The organism is Paenibacillus sp. J22R3 (assembly GCF_056269305.1).
On the sequence record NZ_JBWDNS010000002.1, the window covers coordinates 348,286 to 373,172 of the forward strand.

The window sequence follows — 24,887 nt, forward strand, 5'->3', positions numbered from 1 at the left end:
TGACTACACAACATCATGAACCTTCGCATTCAATATAAATCCCATTCCGCAATACAAGCGGTGGTCTTGTGCATCTGGATGTGCCTCGTACTTATCAGCATCCCTGGCCTGGCGTCCGCGCACGCTGAGCTTGAACGCTCCGAACCGGAGGCTAACGTCAAATATGAGCAAAGCCCGAAATCGGTTGAGCTGAGTTTTAACGAATCCATCGAGGCGAAGGTAGGCTCCATAGAAGTACTTGATTCCAAATCTCGACCCGTTACGAGCGAAACCGCGCAAGCCAGCAAAGATCATCGTTCGCTGATACTGCCTCTTCCTTCGCTTGGCGAAGGCGTGTATACCGTGTCTTACTCAATCATCTCTGAGGACGGCCATCCCGTTAGTGGATCTTACGTCTTTATTGTAGGAAATCCTCAGGAGGGCGTGGATGCTGCCACATTTGATCCCCATAAAGAGCTTGGTCATGAAGGACACAGCGCTACTACCCAACTGACAACAGGACAATTTATCATTTACGCTGCCCGCATCGTTTATTATGGGGCGCTGCTATGGGCAGCGGGACTAATGCTGTGGCCATTACTGACCCGGGGACGTGGCAAACTGCTTCCGGACATTCAGCGAAAATGGGAACGGATTGCCTTGCGGACACTGCTTGTTGGTTCGCTTGTTTATATTTTCGTCCATGCTCGCGAGATATTGACAGGTTATCCACGGGATGAATATAGCAAGCTCTTCCTGCAGACGAACATCGGGCGTGAATGGATTGCGCTGCTGGTGCTGGTGCTTCTCGGATTTATTATCGTCCGTTTCCATGCCGTTCTGAAGACCATCTGGGCGCTGCTCATTCTTGCGCTTGAGAGCTGGAGCGGTCATGCGGCGGTATTTGCTCCGAAATCAGCGTCTGTCATGTTTGATTTTGTGCATCTGGCAGCTGCAGCCATCTGGGTAGGCGGTTTGATCCTGCTTGGTTTGCTCTGGCAGTCCGATCGCAAGGAAGCTGGGAGATTCGCCGTCTTATTCTCCAGGGCGGCCTTGCTGTCGCTTGCACTTCTTATTTTGTCAGGCATTGGCATGACTTTGCTGTTTCTGCCTTCCCTTCACTATTTGTTCTACACGGCATGGGGAACGATTCTACTGATCAAGACAGGTTTCGTCCTGCTGGTCCTCATCGTTGGCGGTATTCTTCATCTGCGCATACGCAGAGGCAATCTGCCGACAACCGTGCTGCTTCGTATCGATGCCGCACTGATGGCCCTCATCCTTGTATCGGCAGCACTCTTTACCTATATAAGTCCATTGCCGGCGAATGAGCCGGTTGTTTATCACAAAATGGGTGATACGATGCATCTGTCACTGCGAGTAACGCCGAACAAGCCGGGCGATAACCAGTTTATCGTGAAGGTATGGCTGCCTGACGCGGTAGGCGCCCCGAAATCCGTTACGATGCGCTTGTTTGCGTTGGATCAGAAGGAACTCGGCCCGATTCAAGTGCCGATCAAGCTTTTCGAAGATACTGAAATTACCTCATTCGATGGCTATGTGAAGGCTGCTTACAAAGCAGAGGGACCGTTCATTCCATTCGCAGGGCGTTGGCAGGCTGAAATCCGCGTGTTGGATAAAGACGATAACGAGCAAGTGCAGAAGGTGGAGTTCCGAAATTATTAATAGAGGCGGCAGGTGACAAAATGACATATAACCGAATAAAATGGTTCATTTTGTGGACGCCGACTTTAACGATAGCGTTGTGGGAATATTTGCGACATACGTTTCTGCTCCCTTATGTTTCGATGGATCTTGGCAATGCGCTCGCGCCCGTTATTGTCATGACCGTAACGGCGACGCTCCTTATCAAGCTGTTTCGCATGCTGGAGTCCACTAACGAGTCGCTGCAGCAGGCGAAAGCGGCTAAGGCAGCGTTCATGGAACGAGAGCAGCTTGCCCGGGAACTGCATGACGGCATCTCGCAGTCACTCTTCCTGTTGTCCGTGAAGCTGGATAAGCTGGAGCAAGCGAAGGACAATGAAGCTGTCATGGAGACGACGCAGCAGCTCCGCCGTACGGTGCGGCACGTATATGAAGATGTGCGGCAGTCGATTGCCTCGCTTCGCAGCGAGCCTTCGAGAACCGATGTGCAATGGATGCAGGCGGTTCGGGATATGGCGGAGGAGCTGCAGCGCGGCGGCCTCACAGTGGAGCTGGATTGGCAGCTTACCGAAGGTAATTTAAGCAGCAAGGAAAAGGTCGAGCTGCTCGCGATCGTTCGCGAGGCGATGCTGAACGTGCGTAAGCATGCCAATGCTTCATGCCTGGCCGTGCATGCTTGGCCTGACTCGGATGGGGGCAACGGCTTTCGGTGTACCATCGAGGATGATGGAATTGGCGCTGAGCCGGCCCAGCTTATGGCTAAGGGACGATACGGCATTAGGATGATGCAGGATCGTGCCAAGGCGATGGGCTGGCAGTTTGGGGTTCGGTCGACTGGTGCGGCGGAGGCATCAGATGCAAAAGATGTGGAAGATGAGATGCCGATGGTTAAGGGTACCGTCGTTGAAGTGAAAAAGGAGGCGGAGCGCTGACATGAGCGAAACTCAAATAACGGTGCTGATTGTCGACGACCATCCACATGGACGGGAAGGGATGCGGGACATCCTCAGCGGCGACGCATCCTTCTCAATAGTAGGAGAAGCGTCAAACGGCGAGCAGGCAGTCATGCTTGCGGCTTCGCTGGTGCCTGATTTGGTGCTAATGGACATCAACATGCCGGTGATGAACGGAATGGAAGCGACGCAGCGCATTAAGACGATCGATCCGCGCATCAAAATCATTATGGTGACCGTCTCGGACGATATCTCCGACCTGTTCGAAGCGATCAAACGGGGGGCGCAGGGCTATCTGCTGAAGAACCTGTCGCCATCGGCATGGCTGGAGTATTTGCGCGCTGTTGCCGTGGATGAGGCCCCGTTGTCCAAGGAGCTTGCTTTTCGCATGCTGCAGGAGTTTAACGGGGGAAGCGCGGGGCAGGCAGGGGCAGGAGCTGGGAAAGCTGTTGTCGCTGAGGTCGTGCGCAGCGAGACTGCCGGCGTAACGGAGCAAGATGCCGTACACACCGCATTGACGCAGCGGGAGCGCGAGGTGCTGGAGCGGGTAGCTTTTGGCGGCTCTAATCGGCAAATTGCCGAAAGTTTCGGGATTTCCGAACATACGGTGAAGAACCATTTGAAACATATTTTGCAAAAGCTGCATCTGGAGAATCGGGTTCAACTCACTCGCTATGCGCTGGAGAAAGGGCTTGCGAAGGAGTAGCACGGGCAAGCCAAGACACAAACTTGTAACATGCGAATAGCTCGAACGAGTCATGGCGGATAAAGCTTCTTGCGTTATACTGCTCCTATATAGACGAGAGCAGGAGGGTGTAAAATGAAAAAATTAAAGAAATGGTCAGTGCTCGGCATGACGCTGATGGCGATGTTCCTTTTTGCAGGAGTTGCAAGTGCACACGTAACGGTTTGGCCTAAGGAAGCAGCTCAGAACAGTTATGAAGTCTTCTCGGTGCGCGTTCCGAGCGAGAAAGAGAACGTGACGACGAAAGTCGTGAAAGTGAAAGTGCCTGACGGCGTGGGAATTAGCCGCGTTGAGCCGAAGGCGGGTTGGAAATACGAGCTTGAGCGCAATGCGGACACGAAAGCCATTACTGCTGTGACGTGGACAGCCGAAGGCGATGGATTGGCGCAAACGGAATTCACCGAATTCCGGGTATCCGGTAAAGTTGCAGCGGATGCGAAGCAGTTGATCTGGAAAGCTTATCAAACCTACAGCGACAGCTCAGTTGTGGAGTGGGTCGGCGGTGACGGAGCGGACTACCCGGCATCGGTAACTACGGTGACGGCGGCATCAGGCGAAGGTGACGCACACGGCGGCGGTACTTCTGGTTCCGCAGGGTCAGATCCGAATACGGCAACGTCTTCGGGTTCGGAAGGTACGGGGAACACAGCGACGACGGATGTAGGTAACGAGGCCGGTACGCCGGAAACAGCGGGTAACGGCGCGGCAGAGACTGCTGCGGCCGACAAGTCGGATAGCGGCTCGGATCCGGTCAACCGTACGCTGTCCATCGTCGCCGTAGCACTGGCGGCAGCAGCGCTCGGCGTTGCGGTTTCGCGTAAGAGACAGCGTTAATTAGATGCAGGGGCAGACTCAAAAGCGTGCAGGCGGCTGATGAGACTGCCTCTTTTGCGTTTCTTGGAGCTGAGAGAGGATATGCCGCTTACAGAAGTGAAAGATGGTCGAATAGCGGCGCTTAAGAGGATATACCGCTCTCGGAGTGGTTCCATCAGTGGCAGGGCAATCCGCCCTTGCGAAAGGGTATGTAAACTTTGTATAATAGGTTCTATATACGTTAACGCGATGAGGAAGAAGAGTACGCAGTGCTTTCTTGACAGGGAGAAGACGCCGTAGATTGAGAGCGTCTTTGGGAAATCAGGCTGCCGAAGTTCCCTTCCGAGCAGACTCTTGAAGGTGTACGGCTTCGTGCCGCACAAGGTAGGGAGTACCGGGTTCCGGCCGATATTCGGACTTTGAGGAATTGCCTCGCCTACAATCAGGCTGCGGTAATTTGAATTAGGGTGGTAACACGGTTCTTTCGTCCCTTACGGGGAGAAGGAGCCGTTTTTTTGTTTTCAGAAATGCGATTTGGTTAAAGAAGGGGCTGGATGGAATGAAAGAGCGTTTGGAAGCATTGCGGGTCGAGGCGCTGCAGGAGCTGCAGCAGGTTGACGGTCCGCAGCAATTGAATGATCTGCGTGTCAAATATCTAGGCAAGAAAGGCGCGCTGACCGAAATTCTCCGCGGCATGGGTTCTCTAAGTGCTGAAGAGCGTCCGGTTATCGGGCAAGTCGGTAATGAAGTACGCGCCGCTATTGAAGAAGTTATTGAAACGAAGCAAGCGGCGTTCCAGCAAGCTGAAACGGCGAACCGCCTTCGTGCCGAAACGATCGACGTTACGCTGCCGGGCAAGAAACAATCCGCAGGCGCCGTTCATCCTTTGAACAAAGTAGCGCAAGAAATCGAGGACGTGTTTATCGGTCTTGGTTACACGATCGCTGAAGGACCGGAGGTCGAATCCGACTACTACAACTTCGAAGCGCTGAATCTGCCGAAGGATCACCCTGCGCGCGATATGCAGGATTCCTTCTATGTAACGGACGACATCCTTATGCGTACGCACACTTCGCCGGTACAGGTTCGCACGATGAAAGCCATGAACGGCAAGCCGGTTAAAGTGATTTGCCCGGGTAAAGTTTACCGCCGCGATGATGACGATGCAACGCATTCGTTCCAGTTCAATCAGATCGAAGGACTTGTCATCGGACCAAACATCCGCATGAGCGATCTCAAAGGCACTTTGCTTCAATTCGTACAGCTGATGTTCGGCAAGCAAGCCCAAATCCGTCTTCGTCCGAGCTTCTTCCCGTTCACGGAGCCAAGCGCTGAGGTTGACGTAACTTGCGTACAGTGCGGCGGCCATGGCTGCCGGATGTGTAAGCAAACCGGCTGGCTGGAGATTCTGGGCTGCGGCATGGTTCATCCGCGCGTGCTTGAGATGGGCGGCTACGACCCGAATGAAGTCAGCGGCTTCGCATTCGGTATGGGCGTAGAACGTATTGCGCTGCTGAAATACGGCATTGACGACATCCGTCATTTTTATACGAACGATCTGCGCTTCCTAAGCCAGTTTGTCCGAATGTGAGAAGGAGGCGACTACTAATATGAACGTATCTTATAAATGGTTGAACGAATATATCGAGTTGAACGGCTATACCGGCGATCAACTGGCAGAGCTAATGACAAGCGGAGGCATTGAAATCGATGTCGTCGAATCCCGTAACAAAGGTGTTACAGGCGTAGTTGTCGGTCACGTGCTGACACGCGAAAAGCATCCCGATGCTGACAAGCTAAGCGTTTGTACACTTGATGTGGGCGGCCCGGAAGTGCTGCAAATCGTGTGCGGCGCTAAGAACGTAGCTGCAGGACAGCTGGTTCCGGTTGCGACAATCGGCGCTGTATTGCCGGGGGATTTTGCCATTAAACGTGCTAAGCTGCGCGGGGTAGAATCTCAGGGCATGATCTGTTCCGCGAAGGAGCTTGGTCTTAACGAGAAGCTTCTGCCTAAAGAACAGCAAGAAGGCATTCTCGTGCTGCCGGAAGGTACGCCGATCGGCGCATCTATTCTGGATGTGCTCGCTATCGAAGATGAAGTATTGGAGCTTGATTTGACGCCAAACCGTTCGGATTGCCTAAGCATGCTGGGTGTTGCCTATGAAATCGGTGCATTGACAGGCCGCAGCGTGAAGCTGCCGGACAACCGTGTGAGCGATTCGGCGGAGCAAGCTTCTGCGCATGTATCGGTTCGCATCGAAGCAAAAGAACAATGCTCACACTACTCGGCGCGTTATATTCAAGGCGTTCATATCGGCCCTTCGCCGCAGTGGATGCAGAATCGTCTGATGGCTGCCGGCATTCGCCCGATCAGCAACGTAGTCGATATTACGAACTTTGTTATGCTGGAGTACGGTCAACCGCTGCACGCTTTCGACGCGGATAAAGTCGAAGGTGGACGCATTGTTGTTCGTATGGCAAACGAAGGTGAAGTGCTGACTACGCTTGATGGCCAAGATCGCAAGCTTGAGCCGCACATTCTGGTTATCTCGAACGGTCAAGAACCGCTGGCGCTTGCAGGCGTTATGGGCGGTGCAAGCTCGGAAGTAACCGCTTCGACGGTCAATATTTTGCTGGAATCGGCTCGCTTTGATGGCGGCACCATTCGCAAAACATCTCGTCAAGTCGGCCTGCGTTCGGAATCGAGCGTACGTTTCGAGAAGGGTGTTGACCCGGCTCGAGTAATACCTGCCCTTGATCGCGCAGCTTCGCTAATGGCGAAATATGCAAGCGGCCATGTGCTTGACGGCATCGTGGAAGAGCTGACTGAACAGCCGAAGGATGCGGTAATCAGCGTATCGATCGCCAAAATCAACCGTTACCTCGGAACTGAGCTTGTGAAGCTCGAAATCGAAACGATTTTTGGCCGTTTGCAATTCCCGTTTGAATTGTCGACTGATGGGGTATTTACTGTAAGTGTTCCATCCAGGCGCGGCGACATTACACGCGATGTCGATCTAATTGAAGAGGTTGCCCGGTTGTTCGGTTATGACAATATCCCGACGACGGCAATCGAAGGCGCTGCAACACCGGGTGCATTGACGAAGCCGCAGGCGATTCGCCGCGAGCTGCGCAAACGTCTCACGGATGCCGGCCTTCACGAAGTAATCAGCTACTCCTTCACTCACCCGGATCGGACGAAGCTGTTCCCGGCTCTGGCCGGAGCGGACTTGTTCCCGGTTCGGCTGGCGCTTCCAATGAGCGAGGACCGCAGTGTATTGCGTACCAGCCTGCTTCCGCAATTGCTGGAAACAGCTGCGTACAACCGAAATCGTAAAAACGACGATGTCGCGATCTTCGAGATCGGCAGCGTCTTCCATACGGATGAAGAGGCACTTACTCGTCTGCCTCATGAGAAACACCGTCTTGCCGTTCTCCTTACCGGCAACAAGAATGTAACGGAATGGAACCGTAAAGCAGAAGCTTATGATTTCTATGATCTGAAAGGCATTCTCGAAACCTTGGTGGACGTGCTTGGCGTTAGCGGCTCGATCAGCTATGAAGCAGCTCAGCCGGAGCATATGCACCCGGGCCGTACTGCAGCGGTTGTTTTCGAAGGCGAGCGCGGTGCGCAGACCATTGGATACCTGGGGCAGTTGCACCCGACCACACAGATCGATCATGATCTGGCTGACACGTATGTGCTCGAAGTCGAGCTGGCGCCGCTTTATGCCGCTGCTGATTTTGACATCGTGTATAAGGCACTGCCTCGTTACCCAGCTATGGAACGTGATATCGCAGTTGTACTCAGCCGCGAAGTTGCAGCAGGCAAGCTGATCGATGCTGTTCAAGAGACAGCCGGCGCGTTGCTGGAATCGGTTCGTATCTTCGATATCTTTACCGGAGAGAAGCTGGGCGCTGATAAGAAAAGCGTCGCACTTTCACTCGTTTACCGTCATGCAGAGCGTACGTTGACGGATGAAGAAGTAACAGAACGCCATGCAGAGGTTGTAACAAAATTGGAACAATCTTTTGCAGCGGAATTGCGTAAATAGGCAGGAGTTGACCTTTGCCGCATCGAATTAGTTCCTTGCGAACAAATCTCGGTGCGGCTTTATTCTATTTTGCTGGATTATCGGCATGAGAAAGCTTGTACAGCAAGGCTTGCCCGGAATGCTTTAGAAGTGGAAGAAGGCAACGATTGTCGCATTGAACTCATTTTTCACCCTTGAACCTATAGGAGGACATGCCCTCATGAACGCTGCCGATCGGACACGTGTAACTGTTGATATATTTGGAAACCAATTCAAATTAGCTGGTCACAATAACCCTGACTATATCAAGCGCATTGCAGCGCTTGTTGACGAGAATATGAATAAGCTGGCTAAGGGCTATCCACGACTGGATGTGCCTAAGATTGCTATGCTTGCTGCAGTACATATGGCTGAAGATGTTTTTAGATTGCGAGTCGAAAATGAGCGGATGCACGAAACCGAGGAGCGCCGCAAAGCGGCCGTAGCGGAGCTGGAGCAGGTAAAGCTGATCGTGGATACGCTGCACGGCCAGCTCGATGCGGAGCGGCTGAGCGCGGAAGCGGAGCTGGCTAGCGCGGAGGCGAGGCTTGCCGCTGCGCTGGCGGCTGCGGAGGAGACGCTGGCCGCGGAGCGGGCGAGAGCGGAGGCGGCGCTGGCCGCGGAGCAGGCGAGAGCGGAAGCGGCGCTGGCCGTGGAGCAGGCGAGAGCGGAAGCGGCGCTGGCCGCGGAGCAGGAGGAAGCGGAAGCGGCGATCGAGGCTGCGCGCGAGGAGCTGGAGCGGACAAGCGCGATGCTGCAGGGGCGCTTGGAGCAAGCGGTCGGCGCAGCCGAAGCGAAGCTGGCGAGCGAGCAGGAAGCCGCGCTTGCGGAGCAACTGCGCGTGATGGCGGAGCGCGAGATCGAGCAAGAGGCTTCGCGAGCAGAGATCGAGCGCTTGAAGGCGGAGCTTGTGCGTGAGCAAGAGGAAGCGCGAGCTGAGCTTGAGCGAGTAAGAGCGGAGCTTATTGCGGAACGTGAGGATGCACAAGAAACAGCGCGTTTAGAGCTGGTTCTATTGCAAGAAGAACGTGATAGCGAGCATACTGCAGCTCAAGCGGAACTTACACGAGTTCAGGAGGAGCTGACTGCGAAGCTGGAAAACGAGCAAGCAGCAGCCCATGCAGAGCTTGCACGAGTCCAGCAGGAGCTGACAACGAAGCTGGAAAGCGAGCAAGCCGCTTCTATCGAGCAGCTTGAGCGTACAAGAGCGGAGCTACTGGCAGAGATTTCGTTCGAGCAGGAAGCAGCTCAAGAGGAACTTGCGCGTGTGAGTGCGGAATGGGCGGCGAAACTAACAAGTGAACTGGAAGCAGCTCGTGCTGAGTTTGCGCAAGTAAGAACAGAGCTGGATGCAAAACATACAAGTGAATTGGATGCTTCTCAAGCAGAACTCGAGCGGGTGTGGGTGGAACTGACTGCTGAGCGTGAAAGTGAGCAGTCCGCATCTCAAGCAGAGCTGGAACGCGTACGCACGGAGCTCGCAGCGGAACTGGAAGCGGTAAGAGAAACTTCGCGTAAAGCGCTTGAGCAATTGCAGGAAGAGTTCGATCGTGAGCAAGAGGCCGCTCATGAAGAGCTGGAGCTGGTCAGCTCGACACTGCAAGGCCGGATGGAGCAAACGATTCAAGCGGCTGAAGAGAAACTGGCAAGTGAGCGCGAAGCAGCAGAAGCAAATCTGCAAGCTGAGCGTGAGTCAGCAGCAGCTAAGCTGGCTAGTGAACTTGAAGCAGCGGAAGCGAGACTGGCAAGTGAACGAGCAGTCGCAGAAGCAAATCTGCATGCTGAGCGTGAAGCAGCAGCTGCTAAACTCGCAAGCGAGCTTGAAGCCATGGAAGCAGTGCTGGCTAGTGAACTTGAAGCAGCGGAAGCGAAGCTGACTACTGAACGCGAAGTCGCAGAAGCGACTCTGCATGCTGAACGAGTAGCTGCAGCAACTAAGCTGGCAAGTGAGCTCGAAGCAGCGGATGCGAAGCTTGCTGAACTGCGCGACGCTCATCGCTCAGAGCTCGAGGAGCTGCAGCTTACGCTGGAGCTGGAAGTGGAATCGCAGTCGCTGGCTGCAATCGAAGCGCGCGAAGAACTGGAGCGCACGAAATTCGCCATGGAAGCGCAACTGGAGCAAGTGCGTGAAGCTGCTCAAGCAGAGCTTGCTCAGGAGCGAGAATATACGGCAGTTGAACTAAAGCAGCTGCATGCGATTCATCAAGAAGAACTGCAGAAGGAACGGTCGCTGCAGGAAGCGACCGCAGAAGCAGCATCCGGGCAGCTGGAAGAGACGAGATTGGAGATGCAATCTCGGATCGAGCAGGTGCGTATCACCGCGGAGGCGGATGTGGAACGAGTTCGTCAGGTGGCTCGCGAGCGTTTAGAGCGGATGCGCGGCGAGGCCGAGCGAGCTGTTGAGCAAGCTGTCATAGCCGAAGCGAAGCTGGTCGAGATGAGCAAAGCTGCAAGCGAAGAGCTCGAACAGGCGCAGGCAGAAGCAGCCGCCCTCTTGGAGCGGGAACAGACAGCAGCAGCTATACAGTTAGAGCAGGAGCGGTCGACTGCACAATTGCTGCTTGATCAGGCGATTCAAGAAGGCGAAGCGGAGGCAGCGTCCATCACAGCTGCCTACAAGCGGGAGCTTGAAGCCGGCCGTGCAGATGCGCAGAGCCGTTATCTCTCACTCACAACCGAGCAACAGAACCGTGAGAACGCATGGCAGCTAGAGCGCGATCAGCTCACTGCGCAGCTTGAAGAGATGCGCAAGATGCTTCGTTCCATGCAAGATCAGCTTGCCCAGGAACAAGAGAAGACTGAGCTGCTCGAGCTGGAAATGGCAGAAGAAGGCGAGGCACTGCGTTCCAAGGCGGCACGCCTTGAACAGGAACTGCGTGAACATGAGAGCCGAGCTGAACAAGCGGAGCAATGGCTTGCCGATCAGGAGCAGAAAGAAAGCCGCCGGAGCGCAGCGATTCAACAGCAGGAAGAGCAGTTGGATGTACTGCGCAGAGAACTGAAGGCAGCGCAGCAGGCTGTGGAAGAAAGCCAGCTGGGACAATTAATGCTGGAAGAACAGCATGAGCGCATCATGCGCGAAGCGAAGCAGCTGGAGGAGCGGAACGAGCAACTGGCAGATCGTCTGCAAGCTGCAGACGATCGCGCGGCTGACTTCATGCGCGAGGCACGGCAGCAAATGGCCGAAGCGGAGCGGATTGCCGACGAAGCTAATGTGAAGCTGATGGATCAAGCACATGCCGCTAATTCGGAGATTACGTTAGCCAAGCAGCAAGCTGCGGCACATGCCGAAGCGGAAGCAGGCTTGCTGGAGCAGCTCCTGTTGAGCGAGGAAGAAGCGGAGAAAGCGAAGGCGCAAGCTACGCAGATCAGCTCAAGGCTCGAAGAGCTGGAAGCCTCACTGGCCTCAGCCAATGAACTGCAGGCAACACATGATCAGCTTCAGATCGAGCATGGTAAGCTCAAGATTGAATACTCGAAGCTTCAGACGGAATACAACGAATGGATTGCACTCCTGGAAGTCGATTAGATAAGAGAAGAAGAGGGCTGTGCTGTACGCCGGTTTCGAAATGAAACCCGCGTGCGGCACAGCCCTCTTGTTCATTAATAAGCAATAATTGTTCCTGTCGCCCCATCAGAGGGCAACGCCGCCAAACGAAGCAGATCACCGGTCACTTGATGCGGATCCTTGCCTGTTGCATGCATCTCGGAACGGATGGTTCCGGGATTAAAAGCATTCACAAGAATGCCGTATTCATGCTCTTCATCCGCAGTTGTCCGTGTTAGCGACTCTAATCCTGCCTTAGATGCGCTATATGCGGCATATCCGCCGGCTCCGTTTAATGCCAAACCCGAAGTGATATTTATAATCCGTCCGTACCTGGCTTCACGCATGGAAGGCAATACGGCATTGGTCATGAGAAATGGTCCGGTCAGGTTTATGCTGATTTGAGTGGCCCACTCCTCAGAAGTGAGTTCGATGACGCGTCCGGGCTCTAAAGCAGCAGCATTATTAATAAGGATATCTACGCGACCGAAGGCTGCTATCGCTTGTCGGACTGCAGCTTGTACAGCCACTCCGCTTGCAATATCACAGACAATTACCAGAGCATTGCTTCCCGGACGGACTTCCTCGATAAGAGCAGCTGTTTCCTCCAGCTTCCCTTGGCGTCGACCTAGGAGTACAACTTGAGCCCCCTCACTTGCAAAATCGATCGCTGTCGCTCGGCCAAGACCTGTGCCCGCACCTGTTATCATTACTACTCGTCCATCCACAGTACTCATGAAGTCCACCCTCTTCGTTATCGTTGCAAACATCGTAGCAAACAACATTCGCCGGTGGAATAGCGGAGCTATAAGTCTTTCTTATACGATGCTAACAGTGAAACGGATATATGCCGGAAAGTTGCTCGCAAAACGACCTTCATCAATATTCCTGATGGAGTGCATTAAATATCGGAATAACAAATAACCCGTCCAGCACATACTGAACGGGTTATTGTTATTCATTCGATAAACGGAGCAAGCCGGTCTACTCGACGATAATTTTGGCAATCATTTTGGAATGGCCGGTGCCGCACATAATGTCGCAATGGAACTCGTATTCCCCTGCATCATTAAGAGTGACGACTTTCGGTTTGCCGCTGTTAACCGTGAGGTTCAGGTCAGGTGCTTCCATGTTGTGAACGCCATCTTCGGATTCCAGCGTAATCTCAGTCGGCTCACCTTTCTTGATCTTGTAAACCGGTTGATCGAACTCGAAACGCGATGCTTTGATTACGATGCTTGCAGAAGCAGCTGTACCGGTTTCTTCTACGCCGGAACCAGCTGAATTGTTATTGTCGGAATTTTTCGAACCGCATGCGGCTAAGACGAGTACGGCTGCAACAAGCATAAAGGACATGAGCAGTAATTTTTTCACTAGAGAACGCTCCTTCATGAATCGGATAGTTATGAACTCCTCTAGTATACCGTTACCGGAAACAAATTACTGTGACGATCTGTTGAATGCTTATCTGCAGCAGCTGCTTAATGTTCTCGCCCTGCTTCATACGGAGTGCTGACCGGAATAAACAAGTCGATGATCCCGATTACGAGCGCGGCCAGTATCGCTCCCAGCCAGGTGACGGAAACACCGCCAACAATGAACTGCGCGACCCAGATGACAAGGGCGCTGCACAAGAAACCGACAATGCCTCGACCAAACGGCGAGACGCGTTTGCCGAAGATGCCCTCGATGATCCAGCCCAAGGCCGCGATAACAAGCGCCAGGAAGAGTGCGCTCCAGAAACCGCCGACGCTAAATTGAGGTACAATATAGCCGACAATCATTAACACGATTGCTGATACAATGAATCTGACCACGTGACCCAGGAAATGCATAGTGAAAAACCTCCTACAAAGTTTTTTGACAAAAGCCTCCTGACCACACTTAAGCGCGTATCGGCGCATGGATCAAAAGCATTGGCCAGTGTTCGGAGAAGCTTACCTTCTCGTGTAGAGGTATTGTTTCCTTTTTTGCTTACTCCATTCATGGAAGCGCTGGATCGTGGCATACACCGCGTTGTTCGGCTATAATAGGAAACGAGAGGGGTGTTCTCGCTTGGACAACAAAATATTACAAACACTGGATTATGCCAAAATTGTATATAAATTAGGACAGCATGCCGCAACCGCGCTTGGAAAATCAGTCGTGGATGCGCTTCATCCGAGCTCCGACTTAGAGGATGTAAAGCATGCGCTGCAAGTGACGGATGAAGCTTACAAAGCGGACCGTCTCAAAGGAAACGCTCCTTTCGGAGGCATTGCCGACATCAAACCTTCGCTTCTTCGCTCTCGGATCGGCGGAACGCTGAATCCTGCGGAGCTGCTGGAAATCGCGGAGACGGTTAGAGGCTCGCGCCGTCTGAAGCGACATATTCATGCGCTGCACGATGATCATCCCATCCCGCTGCTTGCCGCTACAGCTGAACAGCTAACGGAACATAAAGCACTTGAAGATGCTATCTTGACGTGCATTGATGATCAGGCAGAAGTGATGGACAGCGCGAGTCCGGAGCTGGCATCCATTCGCAGAGAGCTTCGCAGCGGCGAAGGTCGTGTAAGAGAGAAGCTGGAGAGCATGATTCGCTCTTCATCCGTACAGAAAATGCTGCAGGAATCCATCATTACGATCCGCAATGACCGTTATGTTATTCCCGTCAAACAAGAATACCGCGGCAGCTTCGGCGGTATTATTCACGATCAATCCGGTTCCGGAGCAACGCTGTTTATTGAGCCGGAAGCGGTTGTTGTGCTTAATAATAAAGTGCGTGAGCTGCGTTTGGCCGAAGAACGCGAAATTGAGAAAATCCTTCAGAAATTAACAGCGCTGACGGCCGATTACGCCGATGATTTGCTGCTTGATTTGGACTTGTTAGGTCTACTTGATTTTGCTTTTGCCAAAGCACGTCTCGCTCACTTGATGGGTGCTACGCTGCCTCGAATGAATGATCGCGGTTACTTTAAGCTGCGCCGCGGCCGTCATCCTCTGATTGATCGCGAGCATGTCGTTCCGATCGATGTCGAGCTTGGCAATGATTATACGACGATCATCGTAACCGGTCCGAATACAGGCGGTAAAACGGTATCGTTGAAAACAATCGGCCTGCTAAGCCTTATGGCAATGTCCGGTCTGTTTGTTCCAGCTGAAGAAGGCAGTCAGCTATGCGTGTTTGACGCGCTGTACGCGGATATCGGCGATGAGCAGAGCATCGAGCAGAATCTGAGTACGTTCTCAAGTCATCTTACGAATATCATCCGCATACTGAAAAATATGACGCCGAAGAGTCTTGTCCTGCTTGATGAGCTTGGCGCAGGTACCGATCCTGCTGAAGGTTCAGCGCTTGCTATCGCTATCCTGGAGCACATGCACAAGCTCGGGTGCCGCATTGTTGCAACGACGCACTACAGCGAGTTGAAGGCTTATGCCTATAACCGCAAAGGTGTCATCAATGCGAGCATGGAGTTCGATATCGCGACACTCAGCCCAACCTATCGCTTGTTGATTGGGGTACCGGGACGAAGCAACGCTTTTGCAATTGCTGAGCGCCTTGGCTTGCAGCGAGGCATCATCGATCACGCGCGTGGCGAGGTCAGCGAAGAGGATATACGCGTTGAAACGATGATTGCTTCATTAGAAGAGAATCGGATTGGAGCCGAGGCAGAGCGGAATACGGCCGAAGCCCTTCGCAAAGAGCTTGAAATGGAACGCGCTCGTCACGAGATTGAACGCCAGAAGTTCGATGAACAGCGGGAGAAGCTGCTGGCAAAGGCGCAAGACGAAGCGCGTGAAGTCATGCTCAAGGCGAAACGCGAAGCAGAGCAAATCATTGCCGACCTGCGCAAATTAGCCCAGGAGGAAGGCGCAGCGGTTAAGGATCATAAGCTGACCGAGGCGCGGCGTAAGCTTGATGAAGCAACACCTGAGAAGAGTAAGTCGTCGAAAGGCCAGCAGAACAAGGTGGCTAAGCCGCAACGGATCGAAAGCGGCGATGAGGTTACGGTATACAGCCTTGGCCAGCGCGGTCACGTTGTAGAGGTTAATGGCAATGATGCGGTTGTTCAACTCGGCATTCTTAAGATGAAAGTGGCGTTAAGCGACTTGGAGCTTATGAAGCGGGCGGAATCCGGCAAGACGCAGCAGCCTAAGATTGCAGCAAGTCTCAAGCGGACACGCGATGAGAATGTTCGCTCCGAGCTCGATTTGCGCGGTACGAACCTGGAAGAAGCGATGCTGGAGGTTGACCGGTTCCTCGACGAATCGTTCTTGGCCGGTTTCGGGCAGGTTTATATTATTCACGGCAACGGAACAGGCATCTTGCGTTCAGGCATCAGCGATTTCCTGCGCAGACATAAGCATGTGAAGGGCTATCGGCTTGGTAAATACGGTGAAGGCGGCTCCGGCGTAACGGTAGCGGAACTTAAGTAAGGCGGGTGGGACTTCGAGATGGAACATGAAATCGACGAATTGCTCAGCAATCAATTTGCAGCCTCGCTTGCTTATGTTTCGGTAACGGTGCTGGCGCTGCTGGTTTTCTTGTATTTCTTTGAATTTGTTACCCGTTATAAATGCTGGCAAGAAATTAAACGCGGCAATTTGGCAGTGGCGATGGCGACAGGAGGCAAAATCTTCGGGATTTGCAACTTGTTCCGCTTCTCCATCGAAGCCAATGAAGGCGTGTATCATAGCTTGGTGTGGGCGACATACGGGTTCGCTCTGCTTATTGCTGCTTATTTTTTATTTGAATTTCTGACACCTGTGTTTCGTATTGATGAAGAAATTGAGAAGGACAATCGGGCGGTAGGTTTCATTGCCATGGTTATTTCGATCTCGCTTTCTTACGTCATTGGTGCCACAGTTGCCTAATGTACAGCATCATTCTTGCATGATCACGAAACGTATACGAAACTCATTAACGGCTCGGAGGCTCGACCGATGAAATATTTATGGGGAACTTTATTTGCATTAGCCGCGTTATTTGTTATTTTTGGCGTTTTTTACTTACTACAATAATTGCGAAATAGAAAGAAGGAATCGGTATGAGCGATAAACATGAAGAGCAGCCAATATGTCCATGGTGCCACACTGAAATTGTATGGGACGAAGAAATCGGTCCGGAGCGTAATTGTCCGCACTGCGATAATGAATTGTCAGGCTACCGGACGCTGACGCTTGGCGGCGCAGAGCCGGACGAGGAATTGGACGATGAAATCGAAGAGGAAGCGGACCTGGACGAGGACAGCTGGGATGAAGATGAAACCCGTGACCTGTCTGATCTAAGGCCGTATAATCGCGATCAGCTCGCTCTGGAAGAGACGATGGCGCGTATTCTGGATGAACAGCTGGAAGCGCCGGAATGTCCAACGTGCCGAGAGTTCATGCTAGAGGCCGGCACACAGATTATCACGCAAGAACAGTTTAAACCTAGAACACCTGCGGCGCTCGGAGAAACGATTGTTTCGACACCGTTCCAGCTGCAGCTCTATGTATGCCCGTCCTGCTTCCATACGCAGAACCGTCTCTCCGTACAAGATCAAGAGCGACTGGTTCAACTGCTGACCAAAGCAGTGGATCTGGAAGACTAGACTAGGGCTGGCTTGTAGGAGCTCATATCTGATTAGATGCTGCATTTCCTGCAACATTTAGCTGTGAAATACCATTGGGCCTCTAATTTGTTGTACTTTGTGCAACATTACGCTTAATAAACATCTCATATATGCGAATTTAGAGGGATGCTGCAATCCGAACCGTATCATCTGCCTTTTCAGTATGTGGAAACTTCTTGTAATTCAGCCTGTTCCGGCATGTTAGGTCTCTAATGGGGGCAACTTACGCCTAGAAAGCTGCAGCATCATGCAGCAGGCGGGAGGGGTTCTGTTGGAGCAAGGCAAACATGCTGTGCAATCACGTTGGTTCGCGGGAAAATCCCGGGAGAAGCTGCGGACTGTATCGGGTGGAGGAAATAAACGTGATTCTACTAGCAGCCATTTGGACAGCCAAGCGATAATACTGCTTGCCGTCCAAGCGCTGCTTGGCACCGCGAATGCGCTGTCCGGCACGTTTCTGCCGGTTTATCTATGGAAAGCGAGCCAATCCTTCGCGTTAATCGGCTGGTTTAATTTTACGCAGTTTATAGTAAGCGGACTGACGTTCTGGCTGGCCGGCAAATGGGTGAAGGAGCATAACAAAATGAACAGCCTCCGGCTCGGCGTCGCGCTGTCCGGAGTTTTCTATTTTGTCGTACTCATGCTGGGGAAGTCTGCGATAACGTATGTCGTCCCGCTTGGCATGATGATTGGCATCGGAAATGGCTGCTTCTGGCTCGCCTTTAATGTCGTCTACTTCGAAATTACGGAGCCAGGTAATCGGGACCGATTCAATGGCTGGGCGGGACTGCTTGGCTCAGGTGCCGGCATTATTGCGCCTTGGATTTCGGGCTGGCTGATTACGGCTAACAGCGGGGAACGGGGTTACAGTATTATTTTCACCGTATCCTCGATTATCTTTGCCGTTGCAGTGGTCCTTAGCTTCTGGTTGAAGAAACGTGAAACCAGTGGGAAGTATGAGTGGTTTCAAGGACTGCGAGTGCTCAAGGAGCGAGGTAATCCTTGGCGTTATGCGGTTCCCTCGATTGTTTCACAAGGCGTGCGCGAGGGCGTATTTATGTTCTTAATCGGCTTGCTCGTCTACATTGCAACCAAGAATGAAGGGAAGCTCGGCAATTTCTCGCTGATTACCTCGCTTGTTGCATTAGTGAGCTTCTGGCTGATCGGACGCGTCATGAAACCGAATCGAAGAAACATGGCGATGCTGATCGGGGCTGTTGCCATTACGGCTGTTATTGGCGTATTATTCTGGCCGACCAGTTATCGCACGCTGCTCATCTGGGGTCTAGGAACGGCACTCTTCATGCCGCTATATATCATCCCGATGACTTCGGCTGTATTTGATCTCATTGGCAGCGATGAGGAAAGCGCGCGGCAGCGAGAGGAGTATGTCATTCTTCGTGAGGCCGGTTTAACCGTGGGCCGAATCATCGGTGTCACTTCTTATTTGCTAATCTTACCGTATATAAACCGTTCCCCCTATATTGTTCCATCACTTATGCTGATCGTAGGAGCCTTTCCGATTATAGGCTGGTGGCTGATGCGGTCCGTGCTGGGGAGGGTGAACGGCAATCAAGAACGAGCCTCTTCGCGAGGCTGACAATGGAAGGTAGGGCTGGGTATGCCCCGTATTGTAAATAATGTAACGGATCTGATTGGCGATACGCCGGTCGTTGCGCTCCGCAGGCTGAAGGAGCCGGGAGCGGCGGAAGTGCTGGTGAAGCTGGAGCGATTCAATCCGAGTGGAAGCGTGAAGGATCGAGCGGCATACGCGCTAATCGAGGCGGGAGAAGCGAATGGGACACTGAAGCCCGGTGCCACAATCATCGAGCCGACCAGCGGGAATACCGGCATCGGACTCGCTATGAATGCGGCGGCGAGAGGTTATAAGCTCATTCTGGTCATGCCGGATAACATGACAAAGGAACGAATCGGGTTGCTGAAGGCTTATGGCGCCGATGTTGAACTGACGCCGGCTGCAGAGCGAATGCCTGGTGCGATCAAACGAGCTTTCGAGCTGCAAGCAGAACGTCCGGGGAGCTACATCCCGAATCAGTTCGAGAATCCGGCTAACCCGGCGATTCATCGCAGCACCACCGCACAGGAAATCATCCGCCAAACCGAAGGACGTCTCGACGTCTTCGTTGCAACGGCGGGAACCGGCGGCACGATTACGGGAACCGGTGAGGCGTTGAAAGCTGCGATTCCGGGACTTTATGTAGCCGTTGTGGAACCCCTTGGGTCACCGGTCTTGTCGGGCGGCAAGCCGGGGCCTCATAAACTTGTCGGCACCAGCCCCGGATTCGTTCCAGCTATTCTAAATACTTCCGTCTATGATAAAATCGTTCAGGTGTCCGATGACGACGCGATCGAGACGATGCGTCGGTTAGCCCGCCAAGAAGGGCTGCTCCTAGGTCCTTCCTCGGGAGCTGCCGTTTGGACGGCAATGGCGGAAGCCCGCCGAATTGGAGATGGCAGGCGTGTACTTTGCATCGCCCCGGATAGCGGCGAGCGATACTTAAGTATGGGATTGTTTTAGCAGCAGAATGCTGCATTCGAATCCTTGGATTCGAACGCAAACCAATCAGCTTAGCTGAATGTTCCCGTCTGAATAACGTACGCGAACATTCAGTTTGAAGAATGCTGCAACGAAGCTAAGCTTCTTAGCAGATCATTCTTCCTAATCCACCCAATTATTAAGCTCATCTAACACAATGGCCCTGCGTTCTTCGATATAGCTGATAAACAATTGCGGCTCATCATCGAAGGCGTATAAGGGCCATTTTCGCGTGAAATCATCTCGAATGGCGGGTCTTAAGTTTTCGTACAAGTCGGCGATGATCGGCTCGATGGTTTTGACCGTAAATTTATTCGCGAGTAGATTGGTTAAGATTTTACGATAGATTTGTCTGTGCGATTTGTAAGCCAATACCTTCTTCGTAAGCGTATTATATCCTCTAACGTCCACTAAATCGCTTCCGCACAGTCTTCCATAGCAGTTGCGGCCCCATGTCCCTTCATAATCCCACGGAATGATGCGGTACTTTCCACTCTTGGTATGCTCATACAGAGCGTAGTTCTGATCAAACCCATCATAATTGCCCGTCAAAACAGCACCAGCCAGCCATTTCAAATATAAGTAGATATCGAGGCGATAAGCAAGATAGCTCTTCAAGGAGCTGTTCGCGGGATTGTTAATCCGTTTCACGAAATTTACGAGCTTCGACTTGGTTTCATCGGATCCTTTCATCACTCGGTAGCCGTCAAAGAGTGATTCTTTCAACTCGCCGGTTTCCGAGTCGTAGAGACCGAAGTTCGCTTTATCGTTGACCGCGTAGATTAAGGCTTGCGAACCGATGTTTCTTCTTCGGAAGAACGTATCATCAACCGATTCAATTTCCAAATAAACGCCGTGCGGGTAGCCGTTCCATTCCAGCCACATATGTCTGGTTCTTGGCGAGGGCACGTTGATCATATTGAAGAAATGGAAGGAGAGCGCATTCCGAATCATAGAAGGATCATCGACTTCTGCATTCCAGTGCAAAATTTGATTATTTCCATAATGAATTTCATATGATTTCTTCGGATAATTGCGGGTGTGACCGCCGCGGAATCGCAGCTTTGCATCTATCGTCTTTCCGTTCATCTCCAGCTTTACGGGAGCAAATTCATTGCTCCATACATTGGATTCCAGCCTCTTCAAATCCTCGTTGTTGATCGTTATTTTTCGAGTAGGCAGTCCTTCCCCGGACATTAGACCATCTCCTTAGGCAAAAGATAAAGCCTATCGCATTCGATAGGCTTCAGCTTATTTACACTATGCGGGTAGATGTCTATTGGTCACAGATTATCTGCGGCCGGAGCCGTTGGAACCGCGTGAACCTTGGGAACCGCCGGTGCCACGAGATCCATTGGAACCGCGAGAGCCTTGGGAGCCGCCAGTGCCACGGGAGCCGTGTGAACCGTGTGAACCGTGTGAACCGTGTGAACCGCGTGAGCCTTGGGAACCGCCGGAGCCACGGGAGCCGTTGGAACCGCGTGAGCCTTTGGAACCGCCAGTGCCGCGGGATCCATTGGAACCGCGTGAGCCTTGGGAACCGCCGGAGCCACGGGAGCCGTTGGAACCGCTAGAGTTACGTGAGCGGACTGCTACCGGGCCAAGCAGCAACGCGTAAGAATAGCCCCAGGAGCCATTGGTATCTTGTGTTGGCTCAGCGCCAGCCCAACCGTATGATCCGTTGGAGCCTTGAGTACCGCCAGTGCCTTGGGAACCTTGAGTACCGCCAGTACCTTGGGAACCGCGCGAGCCGTTAGTACCGCGTGAACCTTGGGAACCGCCAGTACCGCGAGATCCGTTGGAACCGCGGGAGCCTTGAGTACCGCCTGTCCCATGAGATCCATGGGAGCCATGGGAACCGCCACTGCCGCGCGAACCGTTAGAGCCGCGGGAACCTTGAGTACCGCCAGTACCTTGGGAGCCGCGAGAGCCGTTGCTTCCTTTTGTCGATTTATTGTTGTTGTTGGACAATTGAGAATTCATCTCCTTATTAATAGATTCTATACAAGCTATGTCGCGAATCTAGTAATCGGACTGGGTCATATGCTTAATCTTATAGAAAATAGATATCAATCTAGTACCGCTCACATATGGGATACATATAAATACATTATAAATTGTCTCCCATGATAGATTTCACCGGGGCAAGTAATGGAGGGATGAATGTCGAAGCGAGATGGATGAACCGGTATTTTGGTAGTCGTGATCGTAACGTAATTTGCGCCGGTGGTCTACGTGGTACAGGTCAAAATCTATTAATTATGGAGGGATTTTGGTATGGATGTCAGAAACAATGCAGTTAGCTACAAACCATTTGGAGCGAACCAAGTGGCGGGAACAAACTCATGTTGCGACAATAACAGAAGCCACAAAAGCCACAAGAGTCACAAAAGTCATCATTCGGGAGGTCACAATTTCTTGGAAGCTCAAGTAGGTATGATGGTTCGCATTAACCGCGGCGGTCCTGAGTCGGTAGAAGGTCGTTTACTCGCTGTGAAACAAGGTTACCTGGTTCTGAAAACAACAGGAGGCGTAGTTTATGTCAGCACAGCTCACGTAAAAAGTATTACAGATCTTCCTGGCGGCTCCACAGGTTTATCCCACGCTAAATTTATTGAGGCAGGCAGCTTTGTAGGTGTCCTTCGCGATCTGACTAAGAAATTCGTTCAAATTAACTGGGGTGGACCAGAACGCATCGAAGGCTTCATCGCTGGTGTTGGCAACGATGCATTGCTGCTCGTTGTAGGTCCTGAATTGGTTCAAATCCCGTTGTACCACATCAAAACGGTTAAAACCGCAGGTATTTACGCAAGCGGCGGCAGCAAAGGCAGCAAAGGCAGCAACGGCAGCAAAGGTAACAGCAGCGGCGGATCCGGTGGATCCGGCGGATCTGGCGGAAGCGGTGGAAGTGGAGGAAGCGGTGGAAGCGGCGGAAGCGGCGGCAATCGTTCCGGACGCAACAACGCAACGAAGAAAGCTGGTAAAAAAGGAAACAAAAAAACACGCTACTATGGTGGTAAATAAGGCTGATTGCAAGCCGGGGCTAATGAATTCTGCCAGCCCCGGCAGCAGCCTTGCTGTACCTCTCATTGTCATGCAGTACTAGATTTACACATGCCATTCATCTGTTCTTCTATCGTACTTGCTGCACACACTCTACCAGGGCTGCTGTATCTTATTTTCCGTACACAAATACCTAACCGTATCTCGGGAATGGCAGCTGGTAACGATTTGGCATTTAAGGTTGTCGTCGCAGCCCGGGCTGGGTTCTTCCTATGGATCCGGCCTAGGGGTGCCGATCGAATAAAGTTGTCATCCCGGCAGGACTGCTTGCCAGTCTACGCTGTCTATATGCATGAACGCAATTAATAGGATGAAAGGAGGTCGATTTTCATGAAACATCGTCACCCTTTATTAGACCGTTATGTCGAGCTTGATATTTCGGGAAAAACAATTCCTATTCGCGGTAAATTAATTGATATAGGTCAAGATATTCTCGTGCTTCATAACGGTACGCAATTTCTGTATGTTCCTTTAATCCATTTGCAGCAGCTCCGTCTTGCCAAAAGTGAAGCCCAAGAAATCGATGTACCGGAACTTCCTTTCGAACCGCAAAATGATCCCATCTCCTATCGTAAAGTGCTGATGAATGCCAAAGGGATGTTCTCTGAGCTTTATATCACCGGGAATCAGTCTATCCATGGCTACCTCACGAGCGTGATGAATGATTTCTTCGTCTTTTATTCACCCGTCTATCATTCCGTCATTATTTCACTGCATCATCTTAAATATTTAATTCCCTACAATCCTAACGTGACACCGTACACATTGACCCCGGAGCAGTTTCCGCTTAAACCATCTCCAATTACACTGGCACGTACGTTTGATCAGCAGCTGAGGAAACTCATCGGCGAGTTCGTCATTCTGGATCTCGGCGAGAACCCGAATAAGATCGGTGTCCTCAAAGGTCTCGATCAAAATATGATCGAACTATCGACAGCGGGCGGGAATGCGGTATATTTGCACTTCGATCACGTAAAGACGGTTCATCTTCCCTAACATGTTTCAACATCGGCTTCTTCCCCTGCAAGCGGAGAAGCCGGCTACATAGGAAATGATTATTGCGGGAATGGTATTCGAGTAAGGCACGATATGGAAATTCAGGAGGGAACACAATGCTTCAGCCGATAACTGCCAAAGAATTGGAGTATGTAGCGGATTCGTTGTCAAACGAAGATTTGCTCATCAAACAAAATGCGGTCATGGCCGCTTCGGCGACTACACCAGCGTTAAAGCAAGCAAGTATCCAAATGATTCAGACCCATCAGCAGCATACACAAATGCTGCTTCAAGCGCTCAGTCAGCACCAGCAGCTGGCACCGACTCAGCCACAAAATTAATTAAAAGGAGGAGCAGCATGTTTCAACAACAAGGACAAGCCCAGCCGATATTGTCAGATGAAGACTTGGCTTACACGGTTTTAGCAGACCTCAAGCGCGTTGTGCGCGAGTATGCAACAGCAGCCACTGAAGCAAGCTGTCAGGAAATTCGACAGTTGTTCACCAATTTAATGAACAGCACACTGCAGATGCAGGGACATCTCTATAAAATCATGGAGCAAAACAATATGTACAGCGCCTCCTCAGGTGCACTGCGCCAAGAAATTGACAAGCAACTGAAGCAAAATCAACAAACCGCACAGAAGACGCAGCAGTTTCTGCAGCAATTGAATCTGGGGTATGGCGGTTACCGCAGCGCACCGGTTTACGGACAGTACCATCCGCCTCAGCCTGCCAATCAAAGTCCAGGGCCGGGAAATTCCAATCCGTATTATATGTAATTTCCATGCCCTATAGCTGTCAAACACAAGAGCTGCCGCGAAATGCGACAGCTCTTGCATTATTTTCCGGTTGACGACTGATAATAGTTGGTCAAAGTAGGCGGGCTGCCGCGCT

General features: G+C 52.1%; 21 protein-coding genes. 16 read left to right on the plus strand and 5 right to left on the minus strand.

The features are described 5' to 3' along the window. Positions 1-15: 15 nt before the first annotated feature. The 7 genes from AC0YN4_RS09830 (at position 16) to AC0YN4_RS09860 (ending at position 11,757) form a co-directional block, all read left to right on the plus strand. Positions 16-1,665: a copper resistance CopC/CopD family protein gene (locus tag AC0YN4_RS09830; protein ID WP_475835704.1), complete on the plus strand. Its 1,650-nt coding sequence runs from the start codon at positions 16-18 to the stop codon at positions 1,663-1,665. Positions 1,666-1,685: 20 nt separating this feature from the next. Continuing rightward, on the plus strand, positions 1,686-2,576 hold the full coding sequence (locus AC0YN4_RS09835) for a sensor histidine kinase (RefSeq protein ID WP_475781291.1): 891 nt from the start codon (positions 1,686-1,688) through the stop codon (positions 2,574-2,576). 1 nt (position 2,577) lies between these two features. Next, positions 2,578-3,303: a response regulator gene (locus tag AC0YN4_RS09840; protein WP_475781292.1), complete on the plus strand. Its 726-nt coding sequence runs from the start codon at positions 2,578-2,580 to the stop codon at positions 3,301-3,303. 114 nt (positions 3,304-3,417) lie between these two features. Next, on the plus strand, positions 3,418-4,176 hold the full coding sequence (locus AC0YN4_RS09845) for a YcnI family copper-binding membrane protein (protein WP_475835705.1): 759 nt from the start codon (positions 3,418-3,420) through the stop codon (positions 4,174-4,176). Between the two features lie 538 nt (positions 4,177-4,714). Further along, on the plus strand, positions 4,715-5,746 hold the full coding sequence (gene pheS, locus AC0YN4_RS09850) for a phenylalanine--tRNA ligase subunit alpha (RefSeq protein WP_475781294.1): 1,032 nt from the start codon (positions 4,715-4,717) through the stop codon (positions 5,744-5,746). A gap of 19 nt (positions 5,747-5,765) precedes the next feature. Beyond that, positions 5,766-8,210 (plus strand): phenylalanine--tRNA ligase subunit beta, encoded by a 2,445-nt coding sequence (pheT, locus tag AC0YN4_RS09855; RefSeq protein WP_475835706.1) that lies wholly within the window; start codon positions 5,766-5,768, stop codon positions 8,208-8,210. Positions 8,211-8,409: 199 nt separating this feature from the next. Beyond that, a complete protein-coding gene (locus AC0YN4_RS09860) occupies positions 8,410-11,757 on the plus strand; it encodes a hypothetical protein (RefSeq protein ID WP_475835707.1) in 3,348 nt (1,115 codons plus the stop codon). Positions 11,758-11,831: 74 nt separating this feature from the next. On the opposite strand, the gene AC0YN4_RS09865 is transcribed toward AC0YN4_RS09860, so the two are convergent. From AC0YN4_RS09865 to AC0YN4_RS09875, 3 genes are all read right to left on the minus strand, one after another. Further along, positions 11,832-12,512 carry an SDR family NAD(P)-dependent oxidoreductase gene (locus tag AC0YN4_RS09865; protein ID WP_475781297.1) on the minus strand — a complete coding sequence of 227 codons (681 nt, stop codon included), beginning with the start codon at positions 12,510-12,512 and terminating at the stop codon, positions 11,832-11,834. 247 nt (positions 12,513-12,759) lie between these two features. Then, positions 12,760-13,149 carry a cupredoxin domain-containing protein gene (locus tag AC0YN4_RS09870; protein WP_475781298.1) on the minus strand — a complete coding sequence of 130 codons (390 nt, stop codon included), beginning with the start codon at positions 13,147-13,149 and terminating at the stop codon, positions 12,760-12,762. A 107-nt stretch (positions 13,150-13,256) separates the two neighbouring features. Then, on the minus strand, positions 13,257-13,610 hold the full coding sequence (locus AC0YN4_RS09875; RefSeq protein WP_090977267.1) for a phage holin family protein: 354 nt from the start codon (positions 13,608-13,610) through the stop codon (positions 13,257-13,259). A 220-nt stretch (positions 13,611-13,830) separates the two neighbouring features. On the opposite strand from AC0YN4_RS09875, the gene AC0YN4_RS09880 reads away from it, so the two are divergent. From AC0YN4_RS09880 to cysK, 5 genes are all read left to right on the plus strand, one after another. Then, positions 13,831-16,197, plus strand: coding sequence for an endonuclease MutS2 (locus tag AC0YN4_RS09880; protein ID WP_475781299.1), 2,367 nt, complete (start codon positions 13,831-13,833; stop codon positions 16,195-16,197). 18 nt (positions 16,198-16,215) lie between these two features. Then, on the plus strand, positions 16,216-16,635 hold the full coding sequence (locus tag AC0YN4_RS09885) for a DUF350 domain-containing protein (protein WP_475781300.1): 420 nt from the start codon (positions 16,216-16,218) through the stop codon (positions 16,633-16,635). Positions 16,636-16,808: 173 nt separating this feature from the next. Next, a complete protein-coding gene (locus tag AC0YN4_RS09890) occupies positions 16,809-17,354 on the plus strand; it encodes a hypothetical protein (protein WP_475781301.1) in 546 nt (181 codons plus the stop codon). 292 nt (positions 17,355-17,646) lie between these two features. Then, a complete protein-coding gene (locus AC0YN4_RS09895; protein WP_475835708.1) occupies positions 17,647-18,975 on the plus strand; it encodes an MFS transporter in 1,329 nt (442 codons plus the stop codon). Between the two features lie 21 nt (positions 18,976-18,996). Beyond that, on the plus strand, positions 18,997-19,914 hold the full coding sequence (cysK, locus tag AC0YN4_RS09900) for a cysteine synthase A (protein WP_475781303.1): 918 nt from the start codon (positions 18,997-18,999) through the stop codon (positions 19,912-19,914). Positions 19,915-20,055: 141 nt separating this feature from the next. On the opposite strand, the gene AC0YN4_RS09905 is transcribed toward cysK, so the two are convergent. Next, a complete protein-coding gene (locus AC0YN4_RS09905; protein WP_475781304.1) occupies positions 20,056-21,129 on the minus strand; it encodes a CotH kinase family protein in 1,074 nt (357 codons plus the stop codon). Between the two features lie 93 nt (positions 21,130-21,222). Next, positions 21,223-21,915, minus strand: coding sequence for a hypothetical protein (locus tag AC0YN4_RS09910; protein WP_475835709.1), 693 nt, complete (start codon positions 21,913-21,915; stop codon positions 21,223-21,225). A 435-nt stretch (positions 21,916-22,350) separates the two neighbouring features. On the opposite strand from AC0YN4_RS09910, the gene AC0YN4_RS09915 reads away from it, so the two are divergent. The 4 genes from AC0YN4_RS09915 (at position 22,351) to AC0YN4_RS09930 (ending at position 24,772) form a co-directional block, all read left to right on the plus strand. Next, positions 22,351-22,956 (plus strand): DUF6897 domain-containing protein, encoded by a 606-nt coding sequence (locus tag AC0YN4_RS09915; protein ID WP_475781306.1) that lies wholly within the window; start codon positions 22,351-22,353, stop codon positions 22,954-22,956. A gap of 369 nt (positions 22,957-23,325) precedes the next feature. Continuing rightward, complete coding sequence (locus AC0YN4_RS09920) at positions 23,326-23,991, plus strand: DUF2642 domain-containing protein (RefSeq protein WP_090977246.1); 666 nt, start codon at positions 23,326-23,328, stop codon at positions 23,989-23,991. Between the two features lie 116 nt (positions 23,992-24,107). Continuing rightward, the gene (locus AC0YN4_RS09925; RefSeq protein WP_475781307.1) at positions 24,108-24,332 is read left to right on the plus strand and encodes a hypothetical protein; all 225 of its coding nucleotides are present in this window, start codon (positions 24,108-24,110) and stop codon (positions 24,330-24,332) included. Between the two features lie 17 nt (positions 24,333-24,349). Beyond that, entirely contained in the window at positions 24,350-24,772 is a 423-nt protein-coding gene (locus tag AC0YN4_RS09930; RefSeq protein WP_475781308.1) for a spore coat protein, read from the plus strand. Positions 24,773-24,887: the final 115 nt, after the last annotated feature.

Coding starts and splice junctions, on each gene's coding strand:
- AC0YN4_RS09830 (WP_475835704.1), top strand. CDS start 16: ATGAACCTTCGCATTCAATATAAATCCCATTCCGCAATACAAGCGGTG.
- AC0YN4_RS09835 (WP_475781291.1), top strand. CDS start 1,686: ATGACATATAACCGAATAAAATGGTTCATTTTGTGGACGCCGACTTTA.
- AC0YN4_RS09840 (WP_475781292.1), top strand. CDS start 2,578: ATGAGCGAAACTCAAATAACGGTGCTGATTGTCGACGACCATCCACAT.
- AC0YN4_RS09845 (WP_475835705.1), top strand. CDS start 3,418: ATGAAAAAATTAAAGAAATGGTCAGTGCTCGGCATGACGCTGATGGCG.
- pheS (WP_475781294.1), top strand. CDS start 4,715: ATGAAAGAGCGTTTGGAAGCATTGCGGGTCGAGGCGCTGCAGGAGCTG.
- pheT (WP_475835706.1), top strand. CDS start 5,766: ATGAACGTATCTTATAAATGGTTGAACGAATATATCGAGTTGAACGGC.
- AC0YN4_RS09860 (WP_475835707.1), top strand. CDS start 8,410: ATGAACGCTGCCGATCGGACACGTGTAACTGTTGATATATTTGGAAAC.
- AC0YN4_RS09865 (WP_475781297.1), bottom strand. CDS start 12,512: ATGAGTACTGTGGATGGACGAGTAGTAATGATAACAGGTGCGGGCACA.
- AC0YN4_RS09875 (WP_090977267.1), bottom strand. CDS start 13,610: ATGCATTTCCTGGGTCACGTGGTCAGATTCATTGTATCAGCAATCGTG.
- AC0YN4_RS09885 (WP_475781300.1), top strand. CDS start 16,216: ATGGAACATGAAATCGACGAATTGCTCAGCAATCAATTTGCAGCCTCG.
- AC0YN4_RS09890 (WP_475781301.1), top strand. CDS start 16,809: ATGAGCGATAAACATGAAGAGCAGCCAATATGTCCATGGTGCCACACT.
- cysK (WP_475781303.1), top strand. CDS start 18,997: ATGCCCCGTATTGTAAATAATGTAACGGATCTGATTGGCGATACGCCG.
- AC0YN4_RS09905 (WP_475781304.1), bottom strand. CDS start 21,129: ATGTCCGGGGAAGGACTGCCTACTCGAAAAATAACGATCAACAACGAG.
- AC0YN4_RS09910 (WP_475835709.1), bottom strand. CDS start 21,915: ATGAATTCTCAATTGTCCAACAACAACAATAAATCGACAAAAGGAAGC.
- AC0YN4_RS09920 (WP_090977246.1), top strand. CDS start 23,326: ATGAAACATCGTCACCCTTTATTAGACCGTTATGTCGAGCTTGATATT.
- AC0YN4_RS09925 (WP_475781307.1), top strand. CDS start 24,108: ATGCTTCAGCCGATAACTGCCAAAGAATTGGAGTATGTAGCGGATTCG.
- AC0YN4_RS09930 (WP_475781308.1), top strand. CDS start 24,350: ATGTTTCAACAACAAGGACAAGCCCAGCCGATATTGTCAGATGAAGAC.